Consider the following 16,600-nt stretch of genomic DNA (forward strand, 5'->3'; position numbering starts at 1 on the left):
CCATGACGACCGCCTTCATCGTCGCCATTTGGGGCAGCGTGCCCCAGGGCCATCTTGCTCGGCCTTTCGGCGGCGTTGCCATGCGCTGGTCGCGGGGGCGGTGGCCCTTCCCGGCCTGCACTACGCCAACAGCTCCGATGTCGAGACATCCGAGCCGTACTTCCAGCTCGCTTCAGCTGTGATCGTTGTCGGCCTCGCTGTGGTGATGGTCTCGATCGGCGTCGCGGAGACTATCGGCATCCGCCATGCAGAGCGCCGCTGGTCCGGCCTGTTCAACCGTGTCGCGCGGCGGGCGCCCTCTGTCTCGGCCGCGCCGATCCTGGTGATCGGCCTCTACATCGGCTGAAGCGGCTGGTCTGCCCTTGACCTTTACGGACGCTTCACCGCCCCGCCATTCGCCTGGCAACCTCCCGGCCCCAGTCCCCGATCAAGAGCCAGAAACCTATGCGTTGCATTGACAAAACGAGATATCGCGCTACGGTGCTATGATCAAAAAAGATACTTTAACATATAATTAAGAAAATTGCGGCTGGTGTAAGTTCTCCGGAGGGGACTGATGTGACCACCATCGGTGAAAGAAATCGCAATCGTTCCGTTTCATTCCGAACCGAGCAACTGGATGCGTCGCATGGAATGGCCGCACTTTGCGTGGTGCTGAACCACTATGTTCAGATGGTTCCGGAAACCATACGGCAAGCCGTGAGCGTATCCGGCCTGGGCAATGTGGAGGGCTGGACCAGCCGATGGAAATGGCTGCGCTATACGCCGCTCAGGCTGATGATCAGCGGCCAAGCAGCTGTCATGATGTTCTTCGTGCTGAGCGGCTTTGTGCTGTTCGCGAGCTTGCACGGCCGGGGCGGCATCTCCTGGACCTCTTTCCTGTTCAGGCGCTTCAACCGCATCTATGTGCCCTTCGCGGCGGTCATCAGCGCGGCTGCATTGGCCTACCAGTCTGCAGATCCAGTCCCGTCAACCGTCAGTAGCGACTGGCTCAACGGCCTGCTGTTGACGCCAGGGACCTACTCGTTCCCAGCGCACCTTCTGATGACTGGCGAGCCTGAAGGCATGACGCTGAATCTGGCGGTTTGGACATTGATTCACGAGATGCGGGTCGCATTGTTCATTCCTGCCCTGTTCGTCCTTTGTCAGGCGGCAGGTGCCATCGAGGCCACGGCATTTCTTCTTGCAAGCTTCGATCGAGTGAGGGCCGACTTCCCTGTTGGTCTCGGCGCATGCCTCGTCGTTTCCCTCTGCCTTTCGTCCAACCTGGTCACCCGCACGCTCAATTCACGGCTGCCGCGATGGCTGGGACGGATCTCCTATAGCCTGTATCTCGGTCACCTACCCATCCTCATCGTGGCCCTCGGTGCCGGCGCACCATTGATTGCGCTGCCTCTCGTGATGACGATGATCTTGGTGGTGTCTGCGCTGATGTACCGGTTTCTGGAAGCACCGGCTCCGGCACCCAGATGGAAGCGAGCACAACGCCATGTCGACTGATCGCACCCCAGAATCAGTGCTGCTCCGGCCCAGTAATCTCATGCGTCACATTACCTCTCAGCGAGTGTGCCTCACCCAGATCCCCCCAACCGATCCACCGTTCGTTCAATGAGAAGGCGAGATCCATCATGATCGGATATGCCCAGCTCCGCCCCGGATCAGGCTTCAACATCCGCAATGCGGCCATGTACTACACTCAGCGCCTTGTGACTTGGCGTGGCCCCCGGCGCTTGGTGTGCCGCAGCCTCGCGGCCGCAATCAGGCTCCGGCACGGGCGGAGCGAAGGTCCGGTCACATCGGCCGCCCACCGATCAGCCCAGGATCTGGAACGCGACGGACTGGCGATGATGCCTCGCTTCGCCATTCCAGGCGGAGTGAAAGGCATCACGGAGTTTCTGCGCGGCGAGAATGTGGTGGGACCGGACGGCCGCCTTGTGCGGCTGGAAGATCTGCCACCCGGCACGCGGATGGCTTCCTATCCCCTTGCCTCGGTCGTCGCCTGCCCAGGGCTGATGGCCGCCATCAACGACCCGGCAGTCCTGCAGATCGCTTCCGAGTATCTCGGTTGCAAGCCGACACTTTCGAGCCTCGGCGTCCGCTGGTCCTTCCCTTCTCCGGCACGCCCTGCGGAAACCCAGCTCTTCCATCGTGACCCCGATGACTGGCGTTTCCTGAAGCTTTTTGTTTATCTCACGGATGTTGACGCGGAATCAGGTCCCCACGCCTATGTTCTCGGCTCTCATCGGACGGCGGCGACCTTGCGGGCCAAGCCGTTCCAGCGAGACGCCCTGGTCCAGGCATATGGCGCGGACAAGATCCAGATGGTTACCGGGCCAGCCGGCACGACCTTCATGGCGGACACGCACGGCATCCACATGGGCGTGCCCCCCAGCGCAACTCCGCGCCTGATTCTGCAGGTGCAGTATTCGCTGCTGCCGATCTTCGCCTTTCGGTACGAACCCGTCAAACCCACAGGCCGACTACAGTTGGATAAGTATGTTAACCGCTTGGTTGTTGCCTGAGCGCGCGTTGTAGCGGTGGCAGCGCGCTTCACTCCTTTCCCGTCTCAGATCCTGTTAACGCTCGGCCGGCCGTTAGAGCCGCAACTGGGCGTTCAACATACCAGGCAGGCATCCAGAGCCACCCGGTCCACACAACAAGTCTTGGCCATTGCGCTCGGTGGTCTGCTGAATGGGCGCTACATTCGTGCCCGACGCCTGTGCGGCAGATGCCGGCCATCGATCTGACCCTTGGTGTGGCTTCGCCAACAATTCTGGCGAGGATCTTCGCGGCCGCTGGCGTGTCCATCGCAAGGTGACCATTGCCGAGCTGAGGCAGCTTCGCCCAAACAACCAGATAACCCAGCAGATCTTCATCTAGGGCTCAAGGAGGCTCCGCTCATGTCCTCGCGACGGCGGCGGCAACACCCGATCGGACCAAGGCTGACATGGGCGGGAACAAGCAGACCCAGACCGGCCGGACGAAGGTAACAGGCGTCGATCCGCTGGTGCTGGCTTATCTCGGCGAGGCTAGGTGTGCGCCGCACAAAGTCAGAGCACCAGATGTGTGGGCACTTGCACTCATGTCCTGCTTGCACTTGCCTCGTCCATAGCTTCATCCTTCCGGCATAATCCTTGGGGGACAACCCATGCGCCTTCCGGTTCTGTGTGGCAGCCTTGCCGCAGCCTTCGCCGCTGGAGTTCTGGTGACCCGCATCATCCCTTCGGCCGAGGCTCAGTCCTCCCCACCGCAACTGACCGCCCAGATCGTGAACCTTCTGACGCTCAGCGAGGATGAGATAGGGCCGCTGGCTCCCAATGCCGATCTGCGCTCCCGGACCCTGGTGGCGCTGCCGGAGGGCACAGTCGCGGTCCAGAGCGGCAATGTGGTGAAGCACTTCCACGCAGATGCCAACGAGATCCAGCTCATCCTGGCTGGCGCGGGGTCATTCTGGCTGGGCGACAAGGAGCAACAGGTGAAGGCAGGGGATCTGATCGTGATCCCCAAGGGTACTCCGCATGCTGGTTCCAGGGCCTCGGCCGGCCGCTTCCGATCTCTGGCCATCAAGCTGCCGCCTCAGCAGAGTGGCGATGTGCATCCCGTGCCATAGTTGGCGAGGCGGGCCCAGGCACTCAGATCGGCTTGTTCATCCTAGGCCTGTGGCTGGTCTGCCGATCTGAAGGTGCCGCAACCGGTCACCAGCGCCGCCGCCGGCCCTTGCCGCATCTTCGAACCTGTCGCGCCAGGGCTCATCGTCATGGCGGTGAGCTTCCCCGCGCCAACAGTTGGAACCCGATGCATGGATCTGGAACTCGAGGGCAAGGTGGCGGTGATCACCGGAGGGACGCGCGGCATCGGGCTGGCGGCCGCGCGGCTGCTCGCGCGGGAGGGGGCCGACGTGGCCCTGGTGTCGCGCCATGCCGACGAAGCCGCCCGGGTGGCCGATGACATCGCCCGCATGACAGGCCGCCGCACCCTGGGCTTGGCAGCGGACACCACGGATGATGCGGCAGTGGCTATCATGGCGGTCGCCGTGGAGCGTGAAATGGGCGGCGCCCACATCCTGGTCAATTGCGCCGCCGAGCCAGCCGGGCAGAAAGCGGTGCCCGCGCCCTCCGAGGCGGAATGGGCCTCCCTGGCGTCGCACATGGACACCAAGGTCATGGGCTACCTGCGGTGTGCCCGCGCCCTGCTGCCTTTGATGCGCCGGGCCGGATGGGGCCGCATCATCAATGTCAGCGGGCTGGGCGCGCGCCGGACCGGCGATGTGGTGGGTGCCATCCGCAACGTCGCCGTGGTTGCCTTGGCGAAGAACCTGGCCGATGAGCTGGCGGGCACCGGCATCGCGGTCACCACGGTACACCCGGGCCTGACCCGTACGGAGAAAGTGGACGCCATGCTCAAGTCCCGCGCCCAGGTGGAAGGCCGCAGCTTGGGCGAAGTGGAAGCCTCCCTGGCAGCGAATGTGCTGATGGGCCGCCTCCCCACTGCGGAGGATGTGGCCCAGGTGATTGCCTTCCTGGCTTCTCCCCGCTCTGTCACGGTCAACGGTGTCGCGATCGATGTGGGTGGCGGCCTGCGCGGGGCCATCAACTACTGAGTTCCGCACTCCGGGTGGAGAGCCGGCGCCTGTTGTCCACGGGCCCTGGAAAGGACTGGCAGCCTTCGGCTGGACCGCACCTTGGCTCTTCGGTCAAGCAAACAGCCGTCATGTCCGCTCCCGATATGGAGCGGCGTCCAGGAGGTGCGTCTTTCCAGCCGCAGAACCACCCCTGGTGGCAGCTCGTCGCCCATCGTGCCGGGCGCGGCGTTATTATCGTGCTCTGCCCCTGCAATAGCTTCTGCCCCACACCATGTTGCATTGCGGCATAACGCAACGGCCCACAGCCTGCGCTGCCAAAGGGGCAACCATGACTTCCAAGCTAGACCTTAGCGCGCTCATCCGCTTCCAGCGTCTGCGGCAGCGCGCGTCAAGCAGGGCCGGCACAGCGCCTTCCGGCGATGGCCGGCTGGTTGAGATCACCGGCTTCGGGTCGAATCCAGGCGAGTTGCGGATGTTGGCCTATGTGCCGCCGGGTCTGCCGCAGGGCGCGCCTCTGGTGGTCGCCCTGCACGGATGCACGCAGACCGCGGGTGGCTATGACCTCGGGTGTGGCTGGTCCGACATGGCGGATCGCTGCGGGTTCGCCCTGCTGATGCCAGAGCAGCGCCGGTCCAATAATGCGCATCTCTGCTTCAACTGGTTCGAGCCCGGCGACACCAGGCGTGGTGCGGGTGAGGCGCTTTCCATCCAGCAGATGGTCGCGCGAATGGTGCAAGATGACGGGCTGGACCCGGCCCGCGTCTTCATCAGCGGGCTTTCGGCCGGCGGTGCCATGACGGCAGTCATGCTTGCGACCTATCCCGAGGTCTTCGCAGGAGGCGCTTTGGTGGCGGGGCTGCCCTACGGCGTGGCACACGGTGTGGGCGAGGCGCTGAAGGCGATGTCGCGGCCGGGCAACCTGACCGGGAAGCTACGGGGTGACGCGGTGCGCGCGGCGAGCCGGCATTCCGGGCCCTGGCCTCGCGTCGCGGTGTGGCATGGAGATGCGGACAGCACGGTCCACCCTGACAATGCACAGGAAAGTGTGAAGCAGTGGCTCGACCTCCACGGGCTGGCAGGAGTGGCACCTCAGCAGAGCCGGGGCGCGGCAGGACATTCCATCACGCGCTGGGCCAGGAATGATGGGCAGGTACAGGTCGCTTTGCACCGTGTGCCTGGCCTTGGCCATGGAGTTCCGCTTGCCCCGGGACGGGAAGCGGGATGTTGTGGACGGGCCGGACCCTATCTGCTGGATGTAGGACTGTCGTCCACCCATGCCATCCTGGAGTTCTGGGGGCTGGAAGCAGAGGGCCCTGCTTTGCCCGACATGGAAGTGATTCCGCCTGGCGCGCCAGAGCCTCCCAGGCAGGCCACGCCGGCGGGGACGCGGGATTGGTCGGACCTCGTGTCTGCCGAAGGCCCGGGAGCCGTGATCACAAAAGCTTTGCGTGCGGCAGGGCTGATGAAAGGCTGATGCTTTCGGGCGCTGTGGCCAAGTCCTGATGATGTTGCACGAACATCGGCACCTTTCGCGGGAAGCCAAGGATCACGTCACGCCCCAACAGCTCTGACAAGGAGAGCCGCCCGCCGCAGTGATGTAGAGTTCCGGCGCCAGGGGAGGAACCCCGATGCCGGACGGCCCCTCTCCGACCCCGCCGCATCGGGAACGCCGGGTGCTTCGTAAACTGCATAAAGCACCCGCCCTTCCTGCGGCTGCTCTGGCACCGCCGACCCTGGCCAGAACGCGCAGACACCGGGCCGATCACCGCGGTAGGGCGAGGACAGGGGAACTGCGGCGGTGACGCTGCGCCCTGGTTTGGGCAGACTGTCTCCCGGATCGGCCCGCGAGAGGCCGGGGAGGAGACGTATCCATGCTGACTCGACGCCATTTTGGCAGCCGAACCGCCACCCTTGCCCTCACCGCCACCGGGCTTGCCCTTGCCCGCCCGGCGCTGGCCGCGTTTCCGGACCGGCCTATCACCGTCATTGTTCCCTTCGCCCCCGGCGGTGCGAACGACCTCGCCGGCCGCCTCCTGGCGGATCGCATCGGCCCGCTTCTCACCGCCGAGGGGCGTGCCCTGGTGGAGAACCGCCCGGGCGGCGGCAGTGCGATCGGGGCGGATTACGTCCGCCGCTCCCGTCCGGACGGCTATACGCTGCTGGTGGGCTCCGCTTCCACCCTTGCCGTCGCGCCTGCCTCCGGCGCCAGCGCCGCGCGCTACCACCCCACGGAGGACTTCACGCCGATCACGGTCGTCGGCACCAGTCCGCTCGGCGTCGTGGTGCCGGCTCACTCCGGCATCACCACGCTGCAACAGCTGGTCGACCGGCTGCGCGCCCAGCCGGGGCGGATCGCCTATGCCAGCTCCGGCGTCGGGGGCGTGGCTCATCTCGGCGCCGACTACCTGGCGAATCTTGCCGGCACCAGCGCGCAGCACATCCCTTATCGCGGCGGCTCACAGACCGCGGAGTCCCTGATCAAGGGAGAGACGCTCTACGCCGTGGACCAGCTCGGCTCCGTTGTCGGCCAAGTGCGCGACGGCGCGCTGCGGTTGCTGGCCGTCACCACCCGCCAGCGCGACCCCAACTTCCCGGACGTGCCGACCGTCGCGGAAGCGGTGCTGCCGGATTACGAGCTGACCACCTGGACGGTGATGGTCGGCCCTAAGGGCATGCCGGACGACATCGCCGGCGCGCTAAGCAAGGCCGCCAATGCGGCACTTGCCGAGCCCCGCGTGCGCGAGCGGCTGGAAAGCACCGGCACCACCCCCGTGCTGGACAGCACCCCCGCCTCCACCAGCGCCTTCCTGGACCGCGAATTCGCGCTCTACCGGAACATCGTCCAGCGCATCGGTCTCAAGCTGGACTAGGACGGCCCGAAGCGGTCTGGCCGCTTCCGGCCAGACCGCTCCCAGGGAATGAGCCAAGCGGACCGCCTTCATGCCTGCCTCCGGACGGGGCGGGCACCCGGAAGACGCCCTCTTTCCGGCCAAGCCAGCCGCCTCAGCGGCCCGGGCCAGCAACTGGCGCGATCACACCCTGTCGCCACGCCCCTCGTCCCAATGATGGATGGCTGGCGCTGCTGCCGAACTCCCCAGGGACCTCCTCCTCAGCTCCTGTGCAGCACGGTTCAACGTGGATGAACTCTTGATATGATACGGCTGTATCATCTAGACACGTTCCATGGTTGCTTCTGGCTGGCTGCTCTTCACCTACAAGGTGCCCTCTGAGCCTGCCCCACCGCGCATCGCGGTATGGCGAAAGCTCAAGGGCATGGGCGCCGTCTATCTGCAAAGCGGCCTTTGCCTGTTGCCCAGGACCGAGGAGCATGTGCGGCGCCTGAAGATGCTGGAGAACGACGTCTCCGAGGCAGGCGGCGAGGCAGTGATCCTGGAAACAACCGCGTTGGACCGGACGCAGGAGGAAAAGGTGCTCGCCCGCTTCCGGGCCGATCGGAATGAGGCATACCGCGAGTTCCTCGAAAAGTGCGGCGATATGGAAGCCGAGATCGCCAAGGAGAGGGCGGCGAACAAGTTCAGCTACGCCGAGCTGGAGGAGAACGAAGTTGACCTCAAGAAGCTTCGCGGCTGGCTTGCCAAGATCACCAGGCTCGACTTCTACGGCGCTCCCCTCGCTGCCGAGGCGACGGAGCGCCTGCGCGCCTGCGAGGCGCTGCTCGATGCCTATGCCCGGCAGGTCTTCGATGCGCATGACGAGAACCGGTAGAGGCTGCCACCATGGATGACGCGGCCGCGGTTGTCGTGCGGTGTTCCTGAAAGTTTACGGACGCCATGTCTGCATTATTCTCTAAGCCACCGGCAGCAACCGTTCTGGTCGTTGATGATGAGCCATTCATCCGCATAGTGATCGCGGAAGCCTTGGACGGTGCGGGGCATTTTGCCATCGAGGCCGAGAATGCCGATGTGGCGATGGATCTACTGCATGCAGACCCGGGCATCGATGTTCTGATCACCGATATGCATCTGCTGGGCAGCTTCAATGGGCAACAGCTGGCGACGAAAGCCTATAGCATCATTCCTGCCTTGAAGGTCATCTTCATGACAGGGGATTGCGTGACGGCTTCGAGGATTTCCAAGCATCCAGGCCCCGGCGATGGGGTGTTGGTCAAGCCCTTCCGTCTCGAAGATCTATTACGGATGGTAGAAGCCTGCTTGAAGCCATTGTAGAGGTGGACCCATCTCAGGGTGTGGGCATGGAGCAGATCAACACATTCACGCTCTTGGTGGCGCGCGAAGAACTTGAAAATCTCAGGTTGCAGGCAGCAGCACTGATCCGCCACCCCGATGCCGGCCCCACCATCCTGCTTCTGAACCACATCGAGGCTGCGCTCGATGAGGCAGATCGGCTGGCCGACATGCTCGGCTCTAAGATTGCGCCCATGCCCTGGTGGCAGGCCTTCGGCCCGAACTCTAAAGGAGCAGGACGGCGCTAGATCGGGCCGATGGCGCTAAGATGACTATGCCGGAAATCATGGCTGCATCCAGCGGGCAATCTGCTCATGCTCTGGCCCAAGCAGGAAAGGCTCCGGAAGCGAAGGCGGTCATCGAACGCCAGCGCCAGATCAAAGGCCGGATCTGCGCCGGGCATCCCAGCCATTCTCCGGCGGCAGCAGAGCGGCGCCGAGTGGCGCAGCAGGCCATCGGCGGACACATGCTCCTCCAGATTGAAGCCGTAGAACAATGCCTCTCGCCGGACCTGCCGTTCGGCCATCACCGCTGTGCTCTCCGCTGTCTGGAAAGACAGGATCAGCGCCGCTCTGAAGCCTCAACCCATTTTTTCAGCATCATCGATGGAAAGCGGTTGCAGCTTCCCGCCCGCTGCTTTGGATCAGCAGCGCGCCACCGCGGTGCTACCCTCGTTCCAACGCCAACAGGGCGCCGAACCAGGAATCAGCACGCCACCTACCCAGCGGGCAGAAGGCGCCAGGGACAACCAGTCCACCTCCCCGGCCAGCACAGCACGGCCCAGGGCGGTGATCGTCAGGACCTCCTTGGCCCAGCTTCGCTCCTCGGCCTCAAAGGCGCCGGTGAAGACGGGGCGCTCGACCTGCCGCATATTCTCCAGGACGTCGTGGAAGATCAGGTCCGTCATCCAGGGGAGCGGCTCGCGCTCCAACATCAGGGCGCTGAATACCTGACCGGCCGTCCGCGCGCACTCGGCAAGCAGGCCGAGGATCAGGCGCTGGGTCAGGCTCAGCCCATCCCTTGTCCACGGGAGTTCCCGGCAGTGTCGCAGCACCGCTTCGCCGAGCTGCGGAATGCCAGCCGTACCACGCGCGCCCAATGTGGCGAGCGTCGTCGGATCGGGCTCACGCAGCGCGTCCCACACCGACCGGCCTGTTGCCAGCGCCTCGGCCGGGACCGGCATCCGTTCCGCCCAGAGAAGGTGGAGTGCTTCCGGTGGTAGCTGCCCAAGGCCGATGAAGCGCATGCCACCTGGGAAGCGCGCGGGCGAAATCAGTTCCAGGCGGAGTGGCCGCCGCTCTGCGAATGCCGCGAGGCATCGAGCCAAAATGAGCTGGTCGTAAGTGTCGTGCTCGAACCACAGGATGATGCGCTCATAGCGCTCCGCCGAGGAGCACAACCCTTCCTCCGCATGCCTCAGTTTGGCGGCGATTGTCACAAGGTCCATGCCGGCCCCCGCACCGTAGGCGCGTGAGATGAAGCCTGCTCGCTCTTCCTGCCAGTTTGCGTCGTTCCTGACCGGGCCCTGGCAGAGCGGATCGGAGTATTCGAGGAAATCCCCTGCGAAGCCTGCTTGTTTCAGGCCCTGCCCGATATCGGAGCCGCAGCGGATATGAAGGGTGGTCATATCGCGGTCCGGCGCGAGATCGCCACCCTGGATCAGGGCCCAGCTTCGATCCATGGCGGCGATATGCGCCTTGAGGCGGGACCAGCTCGGCAGGCCCAGCTCGCGTGCGACAACGAGTTGCGCCTCGCTGAGCGGCACGGCTCCACCTGGCGGCGTGCCCTGAAGGTCCGACCATCGGGGATGGTGGCTTCGGAAGCGGCGCAGGGCCTCGGCCTCACCGGCTCGCAGCCCTTTGAGCAGTTCTTTGGCGCGCTTGCGCTGCTGCTCAAGGTTCAGGCGGAACGGAGATGCGGCGCGTTGCGCCGCAGGCTCAGGGATGGACGGATCGGACAAGGTAGGCCCCTTCCTCGTGTCTGCGTCCGCCGATCAGACAGGAAAGGGTGGGTAGATAGCCGTACCACTCTTCATGAGCGTGGGCGCAGCCCTTTCCGCGGACACGGAGGCTCCGATCAAGCCCTCCGACCAAATCACCAAACAACGGGGAGCTGTCAAGAAGGTCCGCTCCGGGTGACAGCCACGCTCGCCCCGGATTGTGGCAGATCCTCACCGGAGCGCGCCGGCCGAGGATGATTATGCTGCTGAACCGCAGGAAAGGTGTGGCTTGGCTGCTTCGGAGCAGTGACGCGATCATTGTATACAGCCGAAGGGCCAAGCCCGGCCGCTGGCCAGAATCTCGGGTCTGGTCCACCTTGCCGTGATGACGCCCGACGCTGTTCCCGAATCGCCAGGCTCCGTTGGGGAGGCGCCATCGCCTTCCTTGTGGCGGATCTTCCCGCCGATCCTGCTGCCCATCTTTCTCGCCGTGGTGGACGGTACCATCGTGGCGGCAGCCCTTCCCGCCATGGCCGGAGCCTTCGGCGAAGTGGAGCGGTTATCCTGGGTGGTGGCATCCTACCTCCTGGCCAGCACCGTGGCGGCCCCGGTATATGGGCGGCTGGGCGATGCTTTCGGACGGCGGCGCCTGCTGCTCGTGGCGCTGGTGCTGTTCGTGGTGGCCTCGGTGCTATGCGCCTTGGCGCAAGGTATCCTGTCGCTGACGGCGGCGCGGGTCCTGCAAGGCTTCGGCGGCGGGGGGCTGATGGTGCTGTCCCAGGCGCTGCTCGGCGAGAACGTGCCGCGGCGCCAGCTCGGCCGCGCGCAGGGCATCCTGGCCGCGGTGATCGTGGCCTCCTCCACCTTCGGCCCCGTCGCGGGCGGGGTGCTGACGCAGTTCTTCGGCTGGCCCTCGGTGTTCCTCATCAACCTGCCGCTGGGCGCAGTGGCCATGCTGCTGGTGCTGCGCCTGCCGGCCCATGCCGCCAGGGGCAAGCGGGGCGGCTTCGACTGGGCAGGCCTACTGCTGTTCGCCGGCTTCGTGGTGCCGCTGCTGCTGGCGCTGGAACAGATGCAGCGCCTCGACGCTGCCATGCTGCTGGGTATTGTGGCCAGCCTTGGCGTGTCGCTGCCCTGCCTGGTGCTCCTCCTCCGGTTCGAGCGGCGGGCGGCGCAGCCCCTGTTCCCGCTGGAGATGCTGCGGCGCCCTGCCATGTGGCGCGCCAATGCCATGGCCGCCTGCTCCGGCGCTCTGCTGGTCAGCGAGGTGACACTGCTGCCGATCCACCTGCAGGCGGTGGACGGCGCTTCGGCGGCCCGGATTGGCCTGCTGATGCTGCCGCTGACGGCAACGGTTGGGATGGGCTCGCTGGTAACCGGATGGCTGGTGACCCGCACCGGACGCCTGGCGATCTTCCCCGCGATCGGACAGACGGCGGCAGCGCTGGGCCTGTTGCTGGTGGCCTTCGGGCACCACCAGGTCGGAGCCGCGCTAGGCCCCTGGGGCTTGCCGGCGATGCTTGCCCTTGTCGCGGTGTTCCAGGGCTCGGCGATGCCGGTGGCGCAGGTCACGGCTCAGGCGCTGGCGCCGCCCGCCATGCTGGGAGCGGCGGCAGCCTCGGTGCAGCTGTCGCGATCGGTTGGATCGGCCGTGGGCGTCACGCTTGTGATCGGCGCCTTGTTCGCGATCCTGAGCCAGGATGGCGCAACCGCCGCGGTCTTCGCCCAGATGGTTCAGCACGGCCCCGCTGCCCTGGCCGGCTTGCCGGATGCGATACGTGCCACGACGGCGGCCCGGATTGACTCTGGCTTCAGCGTCGCCTTCATCGTCGTGGCAGCCTTCGCGGTCATGAACGCGCTGTTCGCATGGACCCTGCCGCTGCGGCGAATCTAGACGCGCCTGGGTTGGGTCCGCGGCCCGTGCCCTGTTGCTGGGTGGCAATGCGGGCGGCTGATGACGATTCAGTTTTCCGCGCGGGCGGGCTATGTCGCCATGGCCTTTCTGGAGATCAGCAAAATTCTGTACCCAGGAGGCGGCACAAGGCCTCACAGGCCATGCGTTGTGTCATCCGGGCGCGGCAGGGATGGCGGGCGGCATGGCCTCGGCCGGGGAGCAAAAGCTATGGCTGGAGGTGCGTGGTGCGGCGGTCATGATGAGGGGCTGGCTCCCGGTTCGCCATCATCAGGCCTGGCGTGCCAGCGTCTGCCCCCTTGCAGGGGCAGCCGTTGATGCAGCTTGACCGGGATAGCTTCCAGCCTTTGCGGTCCGATGGCGGCCTTGTGCTGTTCCGCTCCGGCATCCTTGGCCAGCAGGGCAAGGTCCTGGTTCTGGCACCAGCGGCAGAAGGCGCTGACGCCTTCGTGGAACGCAGGATCCGCCACGAGTTTGAGCTGACGGATCGCCTGTCGTCAGACTGGTCAGCACGGCCCTTGCAAAGCATCATCCTGGACCGCCAGCCCGCGCTCGTGCTGGCCGATGCCGGTGGCGACCCTCTCAATCCGGCGGCCACCGGTCCGCTGCCACTGGGCCGTTTTCTGCGCATCGCCGCCAGCGCCGCGGCGGCCCTCCGGCAGATGCACAGCAGCGGCCTGATCCATCGGGACATCAAGCCTGGCCATCTCCTGGCCAATGCGGCGGGGGACGTGCGGCTGACCGGTTTCGGCATCGCCTCGGACCTGAACCATGCCCGCCAGCAACTGGTCGCACCGGCACTGATCGAGACATCCCTCGCCTATATGGCGCCGGAGCAGACCGGCCGGATGAACCGTTCGATCGGCACCCGCAGCGACCTCTACGCTCTTGGCGTCACGCTTTATGAACTCCTCAGCGGCCGGCTTCCCTTTGAGGCTCGCTCGCCGATGGAATGGGTCCATTGCCATGTTGCACGGCCGCCCTTGCCGCTGCCGGACCCCATCGTGTCGCGCGCCCCCGCTTTGGCTGCCATCATCATGAAGCTCCTCTGCAAGGCCGCGGAGGACCGGTATCAGACCGCCGGCGGGCTGGAAGCCGACCTGCGCCGCTGCCTGGCGGCGGAGGAGCCGGTCGCGGCCTTTCCCCTCGGCCAGACCGACGTGCCGGACCGCCTGCTGGTACCTGAGCGGCTCTATGGGCGGGAACGGGAACTGGCCGTGCTGAATGCCGCGCTGGGCGCGGTGGTGGAGCATGGGCCGCCGCGCATGCTGCTGGTGTCGGGCCCGGCCGGCATCGGCAAATCGGCGCTGGTGCAGGAGCTGCGGGCGGCGCTGCTGCCCGTGCGCGGCATCCTCGCCGCAGGGAAATGCGAGCAATACCGCCACGCCATCCCCTATGCGGCGATTGGGCAGGCTTTCCAGCGCGTCATGGTCCGCCTGCTCGGCAGTGGCGCGGCCGATCAGGCTGAATGGCGGAACCTGCTACGAGGCGCGCTGGGCCGCAATGGCCGCCTGCTGACCAACCTGATGCCGGAACTGGCACGGCTGATCGGCGAGCAGCCGCCGGTCGAGCCACTGCCGCCGGCGGAGGAGCGGCTGCGCTTCCAGCGTGTCTTCCGCGCCTTTCTCGGCGTCCTGGCGCAGAAGACGCACCCGCTGGTGCTGTTCCTGGACGACCTGCAATGGCTGGATGGCGAAAGCCTGGCCCTGTTGCGCGCGCTGGCGGAGGACTGTCCCCGCCACCTTCTGCTCATCGGCGCCTATCGGGACGCTGAAGTCCCGCCCGGGCACCCCGTGGCGGAAGGCCTGGCCGCCATCCGGCAGGCGGGCATGGCGGTGGAGGATCTGGTGCTGGCGCCGCTGCCGGCGGCGGAGCTGCGGCAGTTCATCGCGGACGCGCTGCACAGCACCCCCGCCGCCGTGCTGCCGCTGAGCGATGCCATCAGCGCCAAGACCGGCGGCAATCCCTTCTTTGTTGGCCAGTTCATGACCAGCCTGGTGGAGGAGAAGGCGCTGCAGTTCGACCATGCGGCGCCGGGCTGGCGCTGGCGGATCGACCGTGTCGATGCCAGGGGCGTCACCGAGAATGTGGTGGACCTGATGGGCGAGCGCCTGGTCCGCCTGCCGGAGGCGCCGCGGGCCCTGCTGGCCACCCTCGCCTGCCTGGGCGGCATGGTGGCGGAGGACCGGCTGGCCCTGGCGCATGGCGCGGCGCGCGGGGAAGTGCGGGAAGGTCTGCAGCTTGCCGCCGCCGCCGGCCTGGTCACGCAAATGGCGGAGCGCTTCGGCTTCCCGCACGACCGCATCCAGGAGGCCGCCTATGCCCTGACGCCGGCGGGAGAGCGTGCGGCCAGGCACCTGGGCATCGCCCGGCGGCTGGCCCTGGCCTTGCCGGCTGATCCGGACGAAGGCGCGGTTTTCGAGGTGGTCGGCCAGTACAACCGCGCCGTGTCGCTGATCGACGACCCGGCGGAGCGGGAGCAGGTCGCCACGCTGAACCTGCGGGCCGGCCGACGCGCCCGCGCCACCACCGCCTTCGAGGCAGCCCTCGGCTATTTCGAGGCAGGGCTCGACCTGCTGGGGGGGCGGGATGCCGGCCGCCTCGGCTTCGAGCTCGAATTCCATGCCGCCGAGTGCCTGTTCCTGAAGGGCGGCCAGGCCGCGGCGGAAAGGCGGCTGGAAAAACTGACGGGCCTTGCCCAGGGCGTGCTGGACCGCGCCATCGTCGCCGCCCAGCTCGTCACGCTGCACACGGCGCGCGACCGCAGCGATGAAGCGATCAGGACCTGCCTCGCCTTCCTGCGCGAGGCTGGCATCGACTGGAGCCCGCATCCCGGCCCCGAGGCGCCCTGGGAGGAATACCGCGCCCTGCTGGCCATGCTCGGGGACCGGCCGGTGGCCGATCTGGCCGGGCTGCCCGCCTGCGCTTCCCCCGAGGCCCGGGCCATCCTGGACGTCCTGGCCGCCGCCCTGCCGCCCGCCTTCTTCAGCGATGAGAACCTGGTCTGCCTGATCCTGTGCCGCATGGCCCGGATCAGCCTGCGGGAAGGCAATTGCGATGCCTCGGCCCTGGGCTATGCCTATCTCGGCATGGTGCTGGGGCCCTATTTCGGCGACTACCATGCCGGCTTCGCCTTCGGCCGCCTGGGCTACGAGCTGGTGCGGCAGCGGCCGGCGCCGCGTTACGAGGCCCGTGTCCACATGGCCTTCGCCTACCATGTCGCGCCCTGGACGCGGCCAATGGCGCAGTCCCTGCCGCTGCTGCGGCGTGCCTTCGACATCGCCTCGGAGGTCGGCGACCTGACCTATTGCGGCTTCTGCGCTTGCACGCTGGTCACCAGCCTGATCGCCACCGGCGCGCCCCTGAGCGAGGTGCAGGCGGAGGCGGAAGTGAAACTGCGGCTGATGCGGGAGATCCGCTTCGGCCTGATCGCCGATATCATCACCAGCCAGCTCGGCCTGCTGCGGCGCCTGCGCGGCCTGCCATCGGAACTGGAGGATGCCGGCTTCGAGGCGCGCCTGCAGGCGGAACCCGGCCTGGCCATCGCCGCCTGCTGGCACTGGATCCGCCGGTTGCAGGCCGCGGTCTACCACGCCGACTTTGCCGCGGCCCTCGCGGCGGCGGCCAGGGCGGAGCCCCTGATCTGGACCAGCGCCGGCCATTTCGAGATGGCCGAATACCACTTCCACGCCGCCCTGGCCCTGGCCGCCACGGAGGAGGCGGCGGGGGAGACAGAGCCCGGTGCCGTATTGCAACGCCACTGCCGGCAGTTGCATGTATGGGCGGAGCATGGCCCCGCCGGCTTCGCGGCGCGTGCGGCGCTGGTGGATGGCGCCGTGGCCGCCCTGCGGGGCCAGGACCTGCCGGCGATGCGGCACTTCGAGGCCGCGATCCGCGCGGCGCGCGAGCATGGGCTGGTGCAGGTGGAGGCGCTGGCGCAGGAATGGGCGGCGCGCTTCCAC

Annotated in this window: 14 protein-coding genes; 12 read left to right on the forward strand and 2 right to left on the reverse strand. The window is 66.6% G+C overall.

Annotated features, from left to right (window positions below; all coding sequences use genetic code 11):
• The first annotated feature begins 100 nt into the window (after nt 1–100).
• The 10 genes from IBL25_RS26625 (at nt 101) to IBL25_RS01665 (ending at nt 9,035) form a co-directional block, all read left to right on the forward strand.
• Nucleotides 101–346, forward strand: a complete 246-nt coding sequence (locus tag IBL25_RS26625) for a sulfite exporter TauE/SafE family protein (RefSeq protein ID WP_202986635.1) — start codon at nt 101–103, stop codon at nt 344–346.
• A gap of 212 nt (nt 347–558) precedes the next feature.
• A complete protein-coding gene (locus tag IBL25_RS01625) occupies nt 559–1,500 on the forward strand; it encodes an acyltransferase family protein (RefSeq protein WP_187776806.1) in 942 nt (313 codons plus the stop codon).
• A 128-nt stretch (nt 1,501–1,628) separates the two neighbouring features.
• Nucleotides 1,629–2,522, forward strand: a complete 894-nt coding sequence (locus IBL25_RS01630) for a phytanoyl-CoA dioxygenase family protein (RefSeq protein ID WP_187776807.1) — start codon at nt 1,629–1,631, stop codon at nt 2,520–2,522.
• A 683-nt stretch (nt 2,523–3,205) separates the two neighbouring features.
• The gene (locus tag IBL25_RS01635) at nt 3,206–3,610 is read left to right on the forward strand and encodes a cupin domain-containing protein (protein ID WP_367615525.1); all 405 of its coding nucleotides are present in this window, start codon (nt 3,206–3,208) and stop codon (nt 3,608–3,610) included.
• A gap of 189 nt (nt 3,611–3,799) precedes the next feature.
• The gene (locus IBL25_RS01640) at nt 3,800–4,600 is read left to right on the forward strand and encodes an SDR family NAD(P)-dependent oxidoreductase (protein WP_187776809.1); all 801 of its coding nucleotides are present in this window, start codon (nt 3,800–3,802) and stop codon (nt 4,598–4,600) included.
• Between the two features lie 310 nt (nt 4,601–4,910).
• On the forward strand, nt 4,911–6,056 hold the full coding sequence (locus IBL25_RS01645) for an extracellular catalytic domain type 1 short-chain-length polyhydroxyalkanoate depolymerase (RefSeq protein WP_187776810.1): 1,146 nt from the start codon (nt 4,911–4,913) through the stop codon (nt 6,054–6,056).
• A gap of 397 nt (nt 6,057–6,453) precedes the next feature.
• Nucleotides 6,454–7,452 (forward strand): Bug family tripartite tricarboxylate transporter substrate binding protein, encoded by a 999-nt coding sequence (locus IBL25_RS01650; protein ID WP_187776811.1) that lies wholly within the window; start codon nt 6,454–6,456, stop codon nt 7,450–7,452.
• Nucleotides 7,453–7,765: 313 nt separating this feature from the next.
• Nucleotides 7,766–8,308 carry a Chromate resistance protein ChrB gene (locus IBL25_RS01655; RefSeq protein ID WP_187776812.1) on the forward strand — a complete coding sequence of 181 codons (543 nt, stop codon included), beginning with the start codon at nt 7,766–7,768 and terminating at the stop codon, nt 8,306–8,308.
• Nucleotides 8,309–8,373: 65 nt separating this feature from the next.
• Nucleotides 8,374–8,769 carry a response regulator gene (locus IBL25_RS01660; RefSeq protein ID WP_187776813.1) on the forward strand — a complete coding sequence of 132 codons (396 nt, stop codon included), beginning with the start codon at nt 8,374–8,376 and terminating at the stop codon, nt 8,767–8,769.
• A gap of 26 nt (nt 8,770–8,795) precedes the next feature.
• Nucleotides 8,796–9,035 (forward strand): hypothetical protein, encoded by a 240-nt coding sequence (locus IBL25_RS01665; protein ID WP_187776814.1) that lies wholly within the window; start codon nt 8,796–8,798, stop codon nt 9,033–9,035.
• Here IBL25_RS01665 and IBL25_RS01670 read toward each other — a convergent pair.
• Together IBL25_RS01670 and IBL25_RS01675 are read right to left on the reverse strand one after the other, a co-directional pair.
• Nucleotides 9,032–9,313: a hypothetical protein gene (locus IBL25_RS01670; protein WP_187776815.1), complete on the reverse strand. Its 282-nt coding sequence runs from the start codon at nt 9,311–9,313 to the stop codon at nt 9,032–9,034. The genes IBL25_RS01665 and IBL25_RS01670 overlap by 4 nt on opposite strands.
• A 117-nt stretch (nt 9,314–9,430) precedes the next feature.
• On the reverse strand, nt 9,431–10,747 hold the full coding sequence (locus IBL25_RS01675) for a DUF1835 domain-containing protein (protein WP_238940137.1): 1,317 nt from the start codon (nt 10,745–10,747) through the stop codon (nt 9,431–9,433).
• Nucleotides 10,748–11,171: 424 nt separating this feature from the next.
• Here IBL25_RS01675 and IBL25_RS01680 point away from each other — a divergent pair, with 424 nt between their 5' ends.
• Nucleotides 11,172–12,620 (forward strand): MFS transporter, encoded by a 1,449-nt coding sequence (locus IBL25_RS01680; RefSeq protein ID WP_187776816.1) that lies wholly within the window; start codon nt 11,172–11,174, stop codon nt 12,618–12,620.
• Between the two features lie 335 nt (nt 12,621–12,955).
• The coding region (locus tag IBL25_RS01685; protein ID WP_187776817.1) for an ATP-binding protein at nt 12,956–16,600 on the forward strand (3,645 nt) is incomplete at its 3' end.

This window comes from Pseudoroseomonas ludipueritiae (genome assembly GCF_014490445.1).
In the GTDB taxonomy this organism is placed as follows: Bacteria; Pseudomonadota; Alphaproteobacteria; order Acetobacterales; family Acetobacteraceae; genus Pseudoroseomonas; species Pseudoroseomonas ludipueritiae.

What these genes read in the sequence shown, in the direction of transcription:
- IBL25_RS01630 (WP_187776807.1), top strand. Translation starts at nt 1,629, where the DNA reads ATGATCGGATATGCCCAGCTCCGCCCCGGATCAGGCTTCAACATCCGC.
- IBL25_RS01640 (WP_187776809.1), top strand. Translation starts at nt 3,800, where the DNA reads ATGGATCTGGAACTCGAGGGCAAGGTGGCGGTGATCACCGGAGGGACG.
- IBL25_RS01645 (WP_187776810.1), top strand. Translation starts at nt 4,911, where the DNA reads ATGACTTCCAAGCTAGACCTTAGCGCGCTCATCCGCTTCCAGCGTCTG.
- IBL25_RS01650 (WP_187776811.1), top strand. Translation starts at nt 6,454, where the DNA reads ATGCTGACTCGACGCCATTTTGGCAGCCGAACCGCCACCCTTGCCCTC.
- IBL25_RS01655 (WP_187776812.1), top strand. Translation starts at nt 7,766, where the DNA reads ATGGTTGCTTCTGGCTGGCTGCTCTTCACCTACAAGGTGCCCTCTGAG.
- IBL25_RS01660 (WP_187776813.1), top strand. Translation starts at nt 8,374, where the DNA reads ATGTCTGCATTATTCTCTAAGCCACCGGCAGCAACCGTTCTGGTCGTT.
- IBL25_RS01665 (WP_187776814.1), top strand. Translation starts at nt 8,796, where the DNA reads ATGGAGCAGATCAACACATTCACGCTCTTGGTGGCGCGCGAAGAACTT.
- IBL25_RS01670 (WP_187776815.1), bottom strand. Translation starts at nt 9,313, where the DNA reads ATGGCCGAACGGCAGGTCCGGCGAGAGGCATTGTTCTACGGCTTCAAT.